This window comes from Butyrivibrio sp. YAB3001, from assembly GCF_900112195.1.
GTDB lineage: Bacteria > Bacillota > Clostridia > Lachnospirales > Lachnospiraceae > Butyrivibrio.
Window position 1 is genome coordinate 1 of record NZ_FOKR01000035.1, and the last position, 15,485, is coordinate 15,485.

The following is a 15,485-nucleotide window of genomic DNA, read 5'->3' on the forward strand; positions in this document are numbered from 1 at the left end:
CCTTCCTATTCTGTCAAGCCTGAAAATACGATTTTTACTGGCTTTGACGATTTTGTTTTTCCTCAAAACAGGAGCCAAAGGTGATGAATTGTCATAGTATCCTGTACTGAATAGCTGATTTAAGGTAGCACTAATAAAGCATCCTCTTGTTTGCTCTATAAAGGCCTTTTTTCCTTTGATTAACTATGATGGCTAACCTTCCGTGTCTAAAGGGATCGTGTCCCAACTTCCTTCGTCCAGCCAATTCATACACCAAGTGCCAGCAAAGCTCCTACACAGGGTCATGCCCTAGGGATAAAACCACCGCCAGCTACAGCTCTTGTTTGTTGTCCTTTACTGACCAATCTACGCTTTGAATGGTACCGATAAGTCGGTGGACGCAATCCATCCTGTTGTAAGTTGGTAGCTATGTTATGCAGAAGACTCGCTCCTGCTGTTACTGGATTCCTCTCCGGAATCCTGACCAACCACCGATAAGTTTCGGTAGCTCGGCAGGATTCCGGAATATAATTCTTACTTATGCAGCCACTATTTCTGCTTCTTCAAATCTCTTGATATCATTAAGCATCTTCTGTGGATCGTAGGTGATTCCCTTCTTCAGGATTGTAAATATGATCCTAAGAAGCTTACATGCTATAACTATCAACGACTGCATCTTCTTTAGTGGATTTTTCGCTCTGGTAGTGTAATACTCATGTATATACTGGAATTCTGGAGCATGAGCCACTACCGATTTAGCTCCCTGAAACAGCCAGGTTCGCAGTTCTTTGCGTCCTCTATGGCTTATCTTTGTTTCGCCATTATGCTTGCCTGAACTGTTGGCTACAAGATTTAATCCGCTGAGTTTCTGTATTTCCTTTGCATCATCAAATCTTTCAATGTCTCCCATTGAAGATATGATTCCAGCCACTATGTTCTGTCCAAGTCCTGATATTTCAAGGATGTTCTCTGCATGGGGTATTTCCATACATTTTTCATTGATTGCAGCTTCAACTGTCGCAAGCCTCTCATCCAATGAGATGATATCTTCAACATGACACTTTACTGAATATCTGTCCGGCTCTGATCCTTCTTTCTTGCCTATGCTTACGCAGGCATACCTGAAAATCTCAGCAGCCCTGCTATAGCCGCGTCCTCTAAGCTTAGCCTTGTGCCATATATCTCTGATTCCATCTTCACCCAGCCTGATTATATCTTCTGGAAACGGTGCAACCTTAAGTATCTCCATTGCAAAGCTGCCATCTGTTTTCCCAAATGCGTCCTTATATTCAGGGAAGTAAATCTTCATCAGCCTGTGTAACCTGTTTATGCTGCGGATCCTGTTCTCAGCAAGCTGGCTCCTTAGAAGTGAGAGACTACGCAGATCAGCGTAGATGCCCTCCGGAAGATATGGCATACCGTAGTTTCCGTTCATAACAAGGTTTGCAATGACCTTGGGATCTTTTCTGTCATCCTTAAGCTGGCTGTTATCCTCGATTTCTTTTGTCTGTTTTACTGCATATGGATTTACCTGCACCACACTGATACCATTGCTTATCAGCCATGTTGCCACGCAAAACCAGTAATGACCTGTAGGTTCAAGTCCAAGTACTATCTGTTCCTTACCATTTACTGCAGCAAGGTCTACCATCCAAGCTTTTGCGGCTTCAAATCCTTCCTCGTTGTTAAGGAAAGAGAATGGCTTTCTGCTGAGTTCTCTGCCTTTTCTATCTATAGCCCTCAGATAGTGGGTTTCACTGCCTATATCGCATCCAACTATAAGCATGTCATCTGATATAAATGAGAGCTTGGCATTCTTATCAAACTTTCCTGATGTCTCCAGATCATGCCAGGTCTTAGCCTGCAATGTATTTAAGAGATCATCCACTCTGGTTTGTCTTTCTTCGGCAGATAAAGTATTTATCACCGAAAAGTTGTTGCTTACTTGATTTTTGTTGTTCTTTGCCTTAGCATTCATGTTAGATACCTCTCGTATTCTTGGATTATTACCAACTGCCAGGTCAGTAACAATCCAACTTTACTTGAGGTATTCTTTTTAGGTCAACCCCTGTTTATATCTTACAGGAAGCTCCTTCACTCAAATACGTATGATTTTATAAACCCGGTTGTAACAACCAAGTCAATAAGTAATTTTCTTTTTTTCATACAGTTATTTAGTGAAATTAAGTTGCACAGCAAAATCAGCAGAGCAATTTCTTAATGACAATCGATTAGGCTGACTTCTAGTCGATTTCGCACACAAAAAAAAGAATCAACCTCTTAACAGCTTGTAAGAGACTGATTCTTTTTTATGTTTTATCATCTGAGGCTATATAGTAAACGGCATATTTATCTGTCGGTTACTATAGAATATGATAACTCTTACCTTCTAATAAATCTTGGAGCTACAAATTCTACTCCATTCGCAAGGCAATCCTCAATAAATCTTTGATAGTACAAAGGCTCCATCTCCTCTGTCTCATCATGGGCATGTAGAAGAAGCATGTTATAGCTATCCGGTTTTAACAAGGCGCCGCCATTTACAGGATTTTCTTCATGCATCCTTTTAAACACATCATCAATAGTAAATCCACTATTAGGGCGTATATTGTACTCAGCAAAATCAAATGTCCAGAACGTATCTATATCTGCGGCAAGGCCCTGTTCTTTCCACCACTCATACTTAATGTCTGTGTCATCAACTTTATCAAATCCCTGCTTTGCGAGATACTCCTGGAGTTTCTCCTTATTTGCGCCGCCCTTATCCCCATACGGAAAGCGGAACGGTCTGTACTTTCTTTCAACTCCTGCCTCACTGTAAAGATTGTTTAGAACTTCCTCACATTTCTCAATTTCTTTTACACCCTCTTCAAAAGAAATTGAAGAAAACTGCGGGTGAGTATAACTGTGATTTCCGATGATAATCCCCTTTTTCACAGCATATAAAGCTTCTTCATGATACCTCTCCACATTCTGTCCCCAGGCAAAAAATATGAATGGTACCTTATTTTTCTCAAGATAATCAACAATCGCCGGGGTATTCTTGCTTGAAAAATCGTCTATTGTCAGTAATGCTCTCATTTTTCCACTCCTAGTTTTTTTATCGTAAGTAATCACTGCCTTAATCCTATGTCTATAGTAATAGAACAGCTTAATTTGTCAAAGGGGGAATCAAAACATGATAACTTTCATTTTTAAACAGTTACTCATCGAAAAAATCATCATTTAGCACCAATATATGCCTTAATAAGTGTTTCAAATTTAACATCAGTATATTTTGATTCAAACTTATGTTTTGCTTCTAAATAATCTGCAATAAACTCTCTGTTTATCTTTATCATATTTTTTGCTTTTTTCGCATTTGTAATATTGATCTGTTCCTTCAAAGACCTAATAAATAAATCACATAGCTCATCCGAAATATATTTAAAACCTTTCGAAAAATTGCAAACATCTGTCAAGAATGCCTTTTTTAAATAAATGGTAATATCACTGCATTCATCACCAAGATTTGAATTTGAATACACTTTGATTAGCCTTTCATTGATTTTTCTTTCAATTTCATCTTTATCACACCCTTTTGATTGCTGTATTTCTTCATATAATTTAAACGGATTAATCTTATATGTACCTTTTTTATTCCCTTCATCATACATTTCTTCAAGTAATAGTCTAAACTCAGAATCTCCTTCGCTGAATTCGCTTAAGCTTCTCTGATTTCCAAGGAATAATTGCTCCATATCTCTGATGTAGGAATCTAATGCCAGCTCAACTTCTTTTGTATACACGTCCGTTTTTTGTTGCTCTTCATTATTATTTTGAAAAATTTTTAAAATATTACTTTTTTCAATTACAGTACTGGTATACCCCATATGAAACAACTGATTCCACTGGTGTGGATATGTCCCCCAATAGCCTAACTTTATCCGTCTCGAAATTCGAGTATAATTGGCCTGAGCTGTCTTCCAATGAATTCTTTCCCAGTCCACCTCAGCATTTTTAAATACTTCTCTCAAAAAGTCGGTAATGGCCTCACTGCATGAATCAATTTGAGCAATTACCTCATCCGGTATGATTACCATGTTTGAATATTCATTCATAGAAATCGAAGCTAACAATTTATAAACTTCATCCCTATTATTCTCATACATATTAAAATTATTTTTTAATGTATCCTCATCCAGTGAAACAGTAATAAGATTATTTTTCAATGTAGAGTATAAACTATTGATATATCCTGCATATTTTGGTCGTTTACCCTTTAAATCTTCTTCAAATTGTTCACTAATAATATATTCGTAACTTTTTGGCTTTCTAATATTACTAAAATAATGCTCTGCCGACTTAAATTCAGCAATATCTGTCCCCAAAAATATATCTAATCCTGTGAATACACAATAAATAGGGGCCATAGGAATCAATTCAAATATACTTGGTATTATATTATGTAATTCTGTCGGCTTTCCCGAATCAAGCTTTTTCACATAGACTACAGCCAGATTAGAATCAAATTTCAAAATATTATCTTCATTCAAACTATAGACCATATCGCTAAGAACATTATTTTTGTCAGCATTCCAGTCTGCATGATCTAATCCATAGGTATCTATCATATTAAGCTTGGAAATCTTTAAATCGTCAAATATAAAAGCATACTCATTGGATACACTATCGCTTATAGTTACTGAATCAACCATGCCTGTTAATGAATTTTTGCCTTTTTTTTGTAACGAATACATCAAAAAACTTCTCTGTTCGAATGATCCGTCTAAATTCAATTCCACTTCATAGTTATTGCGCTTAATCAAATACTTTGAAAATACTTTTTTTATAATTTCGCGATGTATTCCCCTATAATGATCCTCAAAATAACCTTGTATTGATTCTTTTTCTTGGCCACACTCATTATCTAACCGACGGTCCTCTTCATTAGCACTATCTTGGCTGTCTCCCAAAAAATCGAAATCTGATTTATCAAAAAAACCTTCTACTGAATCCAATATTTTGTTAAAACAGCTCTTGGGGTCCTCTTGTCCTTCTATTGTCTCAAATAAAGCCGTTTGCATAAAATTAAAATCTTTTTTTCCAGACTTATTTTCGCTAAGTTTTAACTGAAGTATTTCTTCACACAGTTTTTCTAAATTATCTATATAATATCTGTTCTCCTGATCTTTTCTCTTTAACTTTTTACCTTTTTCATAAAACAATTCATTGATTTTCGAATTGCATTCATTAATTTCCTTTTCAAATTCCGGACAATTTTTAATCAATTCTGAGGAATAAACATAGCAAAAATATCTTAAATATCCTTCCAATGTTTTTTCCTTTTGTTCACCGAATACCTCCCGGCATATATAATACAGATAATTATGATAATTCAATAGCTTCATGCGTTGCACAAATTTTTCCTGGTTCAAAAACTTTATTTTTGCTTTTGGTTTCTCCTGATACTTGCTTATCTCATATATTACACTTGATCTGGTCGTCTGACCGTCATTTGTGGAATCTATATAATTTGAATGAAGTAAAAAACTTTTAGCAAAAGATGATTTTCCTGCCCCACTTGCACCTAACAATAGAAGAGTTAAATCACCCTGATTTCCATCCGTAGGAGGATTAGGATCATTCTCTTCACGATTACTTTTATCTTTAACAATCCATCGAATCTTTGCAGATTCATCCTTCTCCTTGCTAAACAAAATACATCCCTGTTCTCGTAAGTATTCCAATATAAAGGGCATTTTATAGTAATACATAAGCTTAAAGGGATTTTCGCCGTTTTCTAGATTTAAAACAGACTGATTCATCCCCAAAAGACGTACTCCCCGGTCAGGAAGTTTCTGAAAAACTGGGCTTCCTGAAAATCCTTGAAATAACCTGTAGTCCATATAATTGTTATACCAATGATAATCATCTTTAATCTGAAACACGCCTATTCTGGAGTTTGACGGAAAAACAGATTTATAGATTCCATTTACCAATAGTTTCGAAGAAATATCACTATCTGACAGTACTTGCGGAAATCCTTCCATACAGATATCCACAATGTCATCATCTTCCCACAAAATCCTTGTTTCCAAATCAAGATCTATATCTCGATGAAAAGACAAAAGTATCACAGCAATGTCTTCCACACTTTTCAAGTTTTCTCCATCCTCTTGCAAATTTTCGTTTTCAGTGGCTGAATAAAATAATTCCGCTGTGACTTTGTTTTCTTTTTCCTGTCCTGAGCTAATTTCTAATTTTCTACCTTCTTTGTTGTATATATCAAACTGAAAATATTTAAGAACACCGTCTTCATCGCTTTCACTTCCATCCAATGGAATGTCTTTTATCAAATGTCTATTTGTAAAAATTATGTAATTATGCTCTTCAAAATTCTCATTCCTTGGCTCACAAGGATATATTATCCCCGTCCCCATTTGCATAGCGGTCCTTATCCTGACTATATTCTGATTAATATCCATACCGTCCTCACCCCATATATCCTTTTGAATAAAAAATATTTATAATTCTATAGACTGTTTATCATCTGCGTTTAATCCTTCGTATTCCGAATTACTATAAATCGTTTTTTCCTGGGATAAATTTAAAATGTAATCTGCTATTTTAACAGCATTATTTTTACTCAGAGACTTTTTATCCACATTTGTAAGTACAAATTTTTCACATGGTATAAGCTTTATTATTTCTTCAAGTCCTTCATTATTTTTATAAGATCCATGATGCGGAATTTTAATTAATACATTCTTTGAAAGCGGGCATATAGTCTTTGGACCGGTAAGCATTTCAATTGTAGGGAGAATATCTTTTAAATATCCATCCCCTGTCATCAGTAATAATGCCTCCTCAAATTCAATAAGACACATAATAGAACTTTTATTTACCACATATTCATTCCCACTTGGATTTTTGTGTTTTTCCTTATACTGTTGATAATAGTCATAAAGTAGTTCTATTTCTTTTCGAGCTGTTGGTGACAAAAAAGTAATATAAATTTGACTTTTTTCTTTTTTGGGAAGCTTTCTTCTTTGTTCGGCACTTAAAAAAATTGCATTTCCAGAATTATACTGATACTCCCTATATGAACAAATTATTTCTCTCCCTTTTATAAGCTCCTCAAATTTCTCTGCTTGCCTATATGATATTATTCCGGTAGTAAATTTGTTATACACAAAGACAGTATCCTTTACCTTACTTTCCACCACTTTATCATCAAGCAATTTAAGTAACCCCTTAATATGATCCTGATCAATATGTGTCAATATAATGTAATCCAGTTTTCCTTCAACATTTTTTTTAATATGATCTAAACAGTTTTCCGGATCAATTCCCCCGTCAACCAATATGTTAGTAGTGCTTTCGTTGTCAACTATTTCTATCAGGAAGAAATCCTCTTGACCTTCTGAAAAATTATTAAATCTGATCATTTTACTTTTTCCTCACCTCAATACCCTTTTCTCAAATACCCCAAACAGAACAACAAGTTGTTTTGCAACTCAATTTCCTCGTATTGCATAAAAAGACATGTGCTCCCTACCAGGAAACACATGTCATTATCATATCATAGCAACATTCTGCATTTCATCACATTTATTGCTTGTTTTACATTATTTTAGATACTCATATCCGCCGTGAATCTCATTTGCTTGTTATGAGGTAGCCACCAGACAAATCCCCAAAGCATTGTCATGGCAAAGGATTTCCCATTTGTAACGCCTATGTCGCGGCCGGTTTTCCGCCCGATGAAGCCACTCCACAAAATGGAGAAGCAAAATTCCTGCAAGCAGCCATGGGAAATCTGCCAGAAGCGCAAGACACAACGCTACAATCCACACTACAACCACCAGGGCATAGCCAAGGCGTTCAAGAAGTGCAGTTTTAGTCCAGCCAAAATCCATTGCAGAGAACATAATCCTCCACTGATCCCGCAACTGCGCCTTTTTTTCTTCTTTAGACATGGCAGGGAGCGGCCATGGGATATAGTCCTTCTTAGCATCCTCTGCGCTCAGCTCAGGCAGAGGAAATATTCTGTCCTCTTGAGCATGAGGGCAGTCCACATATTCACCCTTGCGGATAAATCTGCGGCGGGTGAGAATCGTACCAAGCATTCCGGTTACTGTAGGCACCAGTCCCTTGTTTTTAGGACTCATGATTGGCATCATAACCCCTGCGGCATGACATACCACAGCCATACATTTGGCGGGATCGCAGCAGCCCTCGGCGAAGTAGTCACAGCTGGGACGAGCTGCAGCAGCACAATTGCCCAGTGCCATGCGGTGCATCGGCAAAGCTGCAATATCCTGTAGGCTGTACGGTTTCCCAATCTTATCAAACCACCATCGTGTTCCCTCAAGCTCCACGCCTTCTCCTTCTACGATGCAGAGAGAAAAATCCTGACGCGCACTCTTTTTATAGTTGTAATAGTCAAGCCCTGTCTTGGCTGCTGCAAGACATCCTCCACTGCACGACTGTTCCAGTGCCAGTGCCTGCTCGGCTGTTACAGTATCTTTATCTTTAATGACCGGAGCACCGTTCTTGGTGTGCCCTGCCAGTGCCTGCAAATTTGGGAACTCCCGCGCTGTCTTTTCATCCATAAAACTACTGATGGCCGGGCGGAAAGGAATAACTACGGGTTCACCAATAATTACCGTATCCGGGTCTCCAAAGCCCCTTTTCTTTGCTTCCATCATCAGCTTGTTTTTGTCCGGATCAAACCCCATCATGCGAGTGGTAATCCTGTCTACCTCCACGCTATTGTTACCTGCGATAATCTTGCCAACCCGCACGGGATCCACCGGAGCAGGGGTATTGCCTTCGCCGCCGATAATACCATCAATGACAGTCAGGTCCGGCTTAAAGAGGTAGAGTAGATCTGCCAGTTTCTTATTTATAAGATAGCTGTGATTGCGTTCCCTAAGGAAATACGGGATTGTACCCATGGCATTCTTGAAACCCAGTGTCACACCTGTATAAAGATTGGTTTTCATCTTGGGCACTGAAATATAAAAGGCGTTCCCTTTTACCACCTCATCAAGTGTGTCCGGAAGATATATCTCCTTCATAACCTCTGCCTTTGGCAGCATATACCGCACCACAGGCCTAAGTTCTAACGCCACTAGCCCTGTACCGTAATGCTTCGCGATACGGTCATAGCCTGCTATCCGAAAACTGGCAGGTGTAGGCATAGGCTTTCCTGATGACTCCGCAATGGTTATTTTATTTGTAAAACGACTGATATACCTTACTACTGCCTCAAAAACACGCGGGTCCGTGGTCTCGGGATAGTCTGCCTTGTCAAAACCACTGTTATGATAGACGGAAACCAGATTCGGCTTGATAATGACCGGACGATTGTTTTTTAGCTGCCCGGAAAAATGTGTCTTTTCATCAAGGCGGTCCAATGCGCTATCCACGCACGCCCTTATAGCGATAACATCTTCTCTCTTATCATAGGCATCTGTGCCAAAAGAATCCGGCAGCACCACAAAATCCTTCAAATAATCTAGTTCACGTGCTTTTTCAATTACAACATAACTCCCCGCCATGAATTATTCTCCCAATTCTCCATATTCTCCGAATTCGCACCCAATGTTCTTTGCCTCAACCCTGTCAATCAGTTCGGTCTTGCCCCCCTTCTTGCTATATAGTTCAATGACACCTATACCGTTGCCACCGTTAAATAGGCGATTATGCAGCTTTTTGCCATTGGGTGCCTCATAGTTCACAAATAGCATATCTTTCTTTTGGCAAGTGATCTTAGTATCCATAATTGCAGAAGTCGTTTCCTGCCGAACATGCCAAAGAACAGCTGTGTCGGTCTCGCTGCACTCGAACTTAGTGCGACAAAATGTCCAAAATTTGGAAAAATTGAATTCATAGCTCTTACCTTCATACCAGAAATCGGAAAGAAGCTTACGGTTCAAGGCTACTCCCAGCACCTTCGGACGCCCGCCACCGATGTCAAACACGCTGTTTTTCAGCTTTTTCCCCGTGAGAAGGCTGGTAAGATTATTACTGCTAAGCCATACCCAAGGACTGGTAAAGTCGCCACCCCAGTTCTTGTCAGCATAGCCGTAACTGGTCTCTGGCCTGACAACGAACTTTCGACCATTGCAGATGATCGTACCGGAATATTCGGTTTTCATGCCTTCGGCATGCCAGAACATCTCAAAAGCGTTAAGACGCTGGAAAAATTTGCTCGCGCCATATCCAACGTTGAAAGCAACCTTTTTGTCAATATCCAGGTCCCATGACATACTCCCGCTATCGCTCATATATTCCGGATGGGCTGCGGCATCTTCTTTAGAGACTGTAACTGTACCGGTCATATGCGATTCCGTCAAACTACATTCAGGCGCAGTGAGATTAAGATTTGTATCGTAAGGGAGAGTAACATCCTTCCATGCGTAAAAGCGATGAAGCTGAGTAGCATCCTCGCCCCACCAGCCAGCCTTCACCATCAGGTAAGAAGGTTTCTTGCCATCCTTCTTCCTATGCGGATGTTGTCCAAAAACGGGTTCATCTTCTGCAAGATTAGGATTACATGTAAAATACTCAATAAAAAAGGGCTTCTCTTCTCCCGTTTCCGCATCCTCTGCCGTGAAGGAATGCCACCACCAATCGTAGCCTCTTTTACTCAAAGGGCCACGTAACATGAAATGGTTTCGCTGCTTATCACTGATATTTGCCATAGATACCCCCATTTGTTTTTTCTTGACGGTTACTTATTAGTGTAGTTGAATCATTTTTGAAGCGCACAGTTTAATATGTGTTTTTTCGTTCAAAATGTAACTTTATAGTATCACAAAAGCATTCTAAAAAGGAAGTTATATTGATAATTAATTATCGAAAGGTTATAATATTAGAAATCAAAAGACGAATTCTACACGTATGGAGGCACCTATGGGTTACACGGCAGAAGACATTCAGAGCATTGTGTCAAAACAGCGACAGTTTTTTAGAACAGGAAAGACACTGGACGTTGAATGGCGCATTAACAGCCTGAAGGCCTTAAAAAAGATGATGGTTGAAAACGAAGCTCTTTTTTTGGGTGCTCTGCAAAAAGACTTGGGACGCAGCAAAGTCGAAGCCTATCTTTGTGATATCGGCCCCATTATTACGGAGATCAACGAGACTATTCATGGTCTGCGTAGGTGGGCACGACCTGAACGCCATTTTAGCGGTATCATGTGCTTTCCCTCTTTTACCACCAAAGTTTATAAGATGCCTTACGGCGTTTCACTGATCATCAGCCCCTTCAACTTTCCGCTACTGCTGTCAGTAGGGGTATTGGCAGCATGCATTTCAGGCGGTAACACTGCAGTCATCAAGACCAGTTCCAAGACGGTTGCCTGTACTGAAATCTTAAAAAAATGTATTTCTCAATACTTTCCCGAAGAATATATTACCGTTGTAGACGGCGGTCACGATGTGGCTGACCTGTGCCTTGCCGAGCGGTTTGATAAGATTTTCTATACCGGTTCTCCCAATGTAGCTAAACATGTAATGGCAGAAGCAGCCAAAAATCTGACTTCTCTGGCACTTGAGCTTGGCGGCGAAACAGGCAACTGGTGCGTAGTGCGAAGGGATGCAAACCTGAAAGACGCAGCGCGGAAAATTGCCTTTTTCAAGCTCTGCAATGCAGGGCAGGTCTGCATCAATATCAACCAGATTGCCGTGGCAGAGGAAATTTCAGATGAATTTCTCAAGGAACTAAAAGCCGAATTCATCAGACAGATTGGCGAGCACCCTGAGGAAAATACGGAATATCCACGCCTCATCAGTGCCTCGGCCTATGACAAATGCGCTCAGACAGCGGAGCAATATCGTCCCAGAATACTCTTTGGCGGTACCGGAAATCGTGATACATTGCGCTATGCTCCCACTATAATTTATCCCGTTAATTCAGATGAGGAAATCGTCCGCAGGGAGCTGTTCTGTCCCCTGCTGCCTGTAGTCCCTTACAGGGACGACAAAATTGACGATATACTGGACATCATTGAAGAACGAGAACATCCGCTTGCATTGTATGTTTTTACCAAAGATATGAATTGGGCAAATAAGGTTATGCATACTCTTCAATACGGAGGTGGTTGCATCAACGAGGTATGTATACACATGATGGTCAAGGGCGTCCCCTTTAACGGAACCGGTCACAGTGGTATGGGAGCCTACCACGGTGAATGGGGATTCCGCGAGTTCACTCATCCCCAGACAGTGCTTACGGGCAAAACTTTCTGGAACCTTTCCCTAAGGGAACATCCATACACCGGAAAAGCAGAAAAAATCAAAATGAAACTGTTGAAATGGTTTGAGCGGTGATCTTTTTATCTTCATCCCTGTAGCCATATCAGACTTATCGCTACAAGAATCTGCCCTGTATAGTATAAAACCCCATTTAAAAACCTCAAGCTATTTCTAACTCTCTGTCCAAAATAGTTAACTATAAGCACCACATCACTTGCAAGGAAAAGAAATATTCCTGAGAAAAACAATATGCTAAAATTTGTCATACGCTCAACTAAGGCTCCAAAGGAAATAGATGTAAGGAGTGTTACAAAAGTCACATAAATAATGCCAAAGATCAGCATCACCTTGTCCACAGTAGTAAGCTTAAATAGAATGATTTCCAAGACTACTGCTACTGCAAGTCCCAAAAGAAGAAATAATGCATGATTTGAAACAAGTGGATATATTGCCGCAAAATAAGCTATATGCCCGGCAAGAAACACAATGGCTCCGATAGCAAAAACCAGCTTTCCATTTTTGTCTAAAAGATATTGTAGATTTAGCAAAATATCTGCTATAAATCCAAGAACCAGTCCCAGGATTACAAGGTTATCAGTTCTTCCACCACTACTACCCACAAGTCCAATGACAACAAAGAAGAGAGAAGCTATCCCTTTATAGATAACAGCAGGAAGATACTTCTCTTTGATTTCCATGCTGACATAAATCACCATAAATAACTCACACAGTATTGCTAGTAAAAAAACAATTCCCATAACAATTCCCTCCACTATTTCTAGTAGTTGCTCGTATTACTTATGTTCTTTGCTTTTTATCCTTAATCTTTTTAAGATATTTACCTGCTGCAGGAGAAATAATAAGTTTTGCCACTAATCATTCCTCCTCACCGAAGACATCATCATATGACATTGACTCAAGCTCTCCGGTTTCCATCTTATGAGCGTCATCAAGCATTTTCTTAACTGCTGGTCTTACTTTTGCCTGTCTATTCTTGAAATCCTTGCTTTCGATATACTTCTCCGGCTCAGCAAGTATATCATCCAAGTCCTTAATTCCAATTACTCCTGATTTGAGAATTAGCCATTCGAATGACTCCGGGAAATAGAGCATTACATCTTTTCTACTCTTTGCTATAGCAGCAACCTTGGCAACATAGGCACCAAAGGCTGCGCCGTCAGCAATTACAACCACTTTCTTATTCTTTTCGGCGTTCTCGATTCTTCCAACAAACTGTGAGTTTCCTTCTACACTCACACACTTACCTTGCTTACACACCTTAGAAAAAAACTGATATCCAGGCTTCGAGTCTTCTACCAACACCAAAACTTCTTTATCCAGTGTTTCATTTGAATCATTATAAATTCTGTAAAACTCATGGTAGACTTGCTCTGGATAGTGATATTTACCTGTAGTCCTGATTCCATAGATTTCCTGAACACTATAAGGCAGATTATATAGAGGCTGTCTTGTAATCAAAACATAATAATTTGAAGAAGCCTGTACCAACTCTGCAAAATCTTTGGAATATATAAAGGGATAACCTTCATCGATAAACACTATACTATCCTTATAAGCTTCTAAAATCATCTTCCAAAGACCTGTATCCCCACCAAATACCACACAGGGAACATCTGACTGTACGCTAATGCCACTTTCTTTTCCAAATCTTGAATGTGTTCCCAAAAGATCCAAAAGTGTAGTCTTTCCGGAAGCGCTATCGCCTTGAATGACAGTAATATTCCTATTTATATCAAATTCATATTTTAGTCGTTTTGATTCAACAACTACATGATGTTTATTCTTCATATATATAATACTTCCTGGGCATCAGACATATTTTAATGCTACATGCATATAATCCTTGGTATTAGTCACTTTGATGTTCTCATTAAGTATTTCAATTTCTATATCGCCACAATCATCAAAAGGCATGTAATATCTAAGATTAGCAGTAACATCCTCTCTTCTGCCAATCTCTGCAAGCCATTTTGCACAATTTTCGCCACAGCTTGTGGCATTAAAAACAAGATCAGGTCTTTTATAAATGCAAATCAGAGTTTGCAATCCACCGGATAGTTTCTCTGGTGGAATTGGTCCTAAAACATCACTTTCTATCAGCTGTCCTCCCTTATAATGTGACTTATCTATATCAGTCATCATCTCTTCCACAAAAGGATCTGCCAGCCATTCTTCATCATAATTGAATCTGAACCATGATGGTCCATGCATTACATCTTCTTTTTCACCAAAAAATATTCTTAGCATTTTTGTTCACCTAATAAATGAAGTCTCATTATTTTCGTATATCTTATGATATTATAGCATCATTTCGCCTATCATCGGAACTATATCATTTTTACAAATGTACAAAATGGTTGTTGCAAAAAATGCAACAACCACTAATCTCAGCATGCATATTTAACTTGTAAACCATTTTAGTTTACGCTTCCAAAACAATATCCCTGATTCCTGTTTGCCTTTATCTGCTCAACATCTCCTGCAAGGCTATGTGTCTTACAATAGTACCTGACATTCTCACGAGAAGTTCCAACAACTATGGCTATGGACTTATACCCAAGTCCCTTATGTCGCAGCTCTGTAATCTGACGTGCCATTTCTGCATTCATTGCGATACCTCCTTATTTGAACATATAGTATTTGTCCGCCGCAGCGGTATACCATACATCACTTATAAGGAAGAAATAGTCAAGGTTTTAGCGATGTTTTTCGTCATAGAACTCAGCATAATTGAAATCCTGCAAAGCAACGCTCTTGCATAAATCCAATCTATACTCATCTCCATCTACACATAGTAGGCGCGGCGGATACTTACCAACACTTGGATTTTCAAGGATAGCATTCTTTTCATTTTCGATTATTTTACTCTTTCGAGGAAGCGATAGATTTGCAAGAACAAATAGTATGTAGTCCCGCATTTTAGCATTCTATCCGACCGCAAATAAGCGGTGAATTAATTTCTGAATATCTGTTTTTTATCTATATCAAAGTGCTGTGTATTACAGCACTCTTTTTTCGTATACTTAAGATAGTAGTTTCCTATAAAACAAAGAGGAAGAGCCACATCCTGCAAGACACGCTCTTCCTCCTATGCATGTAATCAATACTGATATACATCACACAATGCTATGATACGGAAGAACCTGATAAATAGCAACCTCATTGTAATAAAAAAATCCGGAGAGGTACTCTTTCAGGAGTACATGTCTTCTTTTTGTCCTGACAGAGAACAGTGC

Annotated in this window: 12 protein-coding genes; 1 reads left to right on the top strand and 11 read right to left on the bottom strand. The window is 38.9% G+C overall.

The window, feature by feature from the left end; genetic code table 11:
* Nucleotides 1-517 precede the first annotated feature (517 nt).
* From BM086_RS19620 to BM086_RS21165, 6 genes are all read right to left on the bottom strand, one after another.
* Nucleotides 518-1,957 carry an IS110 family transposase gene (locus BM086_RS19620; protein WP_092321568.1) on the bottom strand — a complete coding sequence of 480 codons (1,440 nt, stop codon included), beginning with the start codon at nucleotides 1,955-1,957 and terminating at the stop codon, nucleotides 518-520.
* 404 nt (nucleotides 1,958-2,361) lie between these two features.
* A complete protein-coding gene (locus tag BM086_RS19625; protein WP_092331872.1) occupies nucleotides 2,362-3,060 on the bottom strand; it encodes a polysaccharide deacetylase family protein in 699 nt (232 codons plus the stop codon).
* A 140-nt stretch (nucleotides 3,061-3,200) separates the two neighbouring features.
* Nucleotides 3,201-6,446 (bottom strand): hypothetical protein, encoded by a 3,246-nt coding sequence (locus BM086_RS19630; protein WP_092331876.1) that lies wholly within the window; start codon nucleotides 6,444-6,446, stop codon nucleotides 3,201-3,203.
* A gap of 39 nt (nucleotides 6,447-6,485) precedes the next feature.
* The gene (locus BM086_RS19635; RefSeq protein ID WP_092331880.1) at nucleotides 6,486-7,409 is read right to left on the bottom strand and encodes an MBL fold metallo-hydrolase; all 924 of its coding nucleotides are present in this window, start codon (nucleotides 7,407-7,409) and stop codon (nucleotides 6,486-6,488) included.
* 222 nt (nucleotides 7,410-7,631) lie between these two features.
* Nucleotides 7,632-9,527, bottom strand: a complete 1,896-nt coding sequence (locus tag BM086_RS19640) for a DUF362 domain-containing protein (RefSeq protein ID WP_242952280.1) — start codon at nucleotides 9,525-9,527, stop codon at nucleotides 7,632-7,634.
* Nucleotides 9,528-9,530: 3 nt separating this feature from the next.
* Entirely contained in the window at nucleotides 9,531-10,685 is a 1,155-nt protein-coding gene (locus tag BM086_RS21165) for a tocopherol cyclase family protein (RefSeq protein WP_242952281.1), read from the bottom strand.
* A 157-nt stretch (nucleotides 10,686-10,842) separates the two neighbouring features.
* Between BM086_RS21165 and BM086_RS19655 the strand changes: the two genes are divergently transcribed.
* Nucleotides 10,843-12,303 (top strand): aldehyde dehydrogenase family protein, encoded by a 1,461-nt coding sequence (locus BM086_RS19655; protein WP_255367895.1) that lies wholly within the window; start codon nucleotides 10,843-10,845, stop codon nucleotides 12,301-12,303.
* A gap of 11 nt (nucleotides 12,304-12,314) precedes the next feature.
* Here the strand turns inward: BM086_RS19655 and BM086_RS19660 are convergent, their stop codons facing one another.
* The 5 genes from BM086_RS19660 to BM086_RS19680 form a co-directional block, all read right to left on the bottom strand.
* A complete protein-coding gene (locus tag BM086_RS19660; protein WP_092331889.1) occupies nucleotides 12,315-12,986 on the bottom strand; it encodes a lysoplasmalogenase family protein in 672 nt (223 codons plus the stop codon).
* A 118-nt stretch (nucleotides 12,987-13,104) separates the two neighbouring features.
* The gene (locus BM086_RS19665) at nucleotides 13,105-14,037 is read right to left on the bottom strand and encodes a hypothetical protein (protein WP_092331892.1); all 933 of its coding nucleotides are present in this window, start codon (nucleotides 14,035-14,037) and stop codon (nucleotides 13,105-13,107) included.
* 21 nt (nucleotides 14,038-14,058) lie between these two features.
* Complete coding sequence (locus tag BM086_RS19670; protein WP_092331897.1) at nucleotides 14,059-14,496, bottom strand: DUF4869 domain-containing protein; 438 nt, start codon at nucleotides 14,494-14,496, stop codon at nucleotides 14,059-14,061.
* 170 nt (nucleotides 14,497-14,666) lie between these two features.
* The gene (locus BM086_RS19675; RefSeq protein WP_092331902.1) at nucleotides 14,667-14,858 is read right to left on the bottom strand and encodes a hypothetical protein; all 192 of its coding nucleotides are present in this window, start codon (nucleotides 14,856-14,858) and stop codon (nucleotides 14,667-14,669) included.
* An 87-nt stretch (nucleotides 14,859-14,945) separates the two neighbouring features.
* The gene (locus tag BM086_RS19680) at nucleotides 14,946-15,167 is read right to left on the bottom strand and encodes a hypothetical protein (RefSeq protein WP_092331906.1); all 222 of its coding nucleotides are present in this window, start codon (nucleotides 15,165-15,167) and stop codon (nucleotides 14,946-14,948) included.
* Between the last annotated feature and the right edge of the window lie 318 nt (nucleotides 15,168-15,485).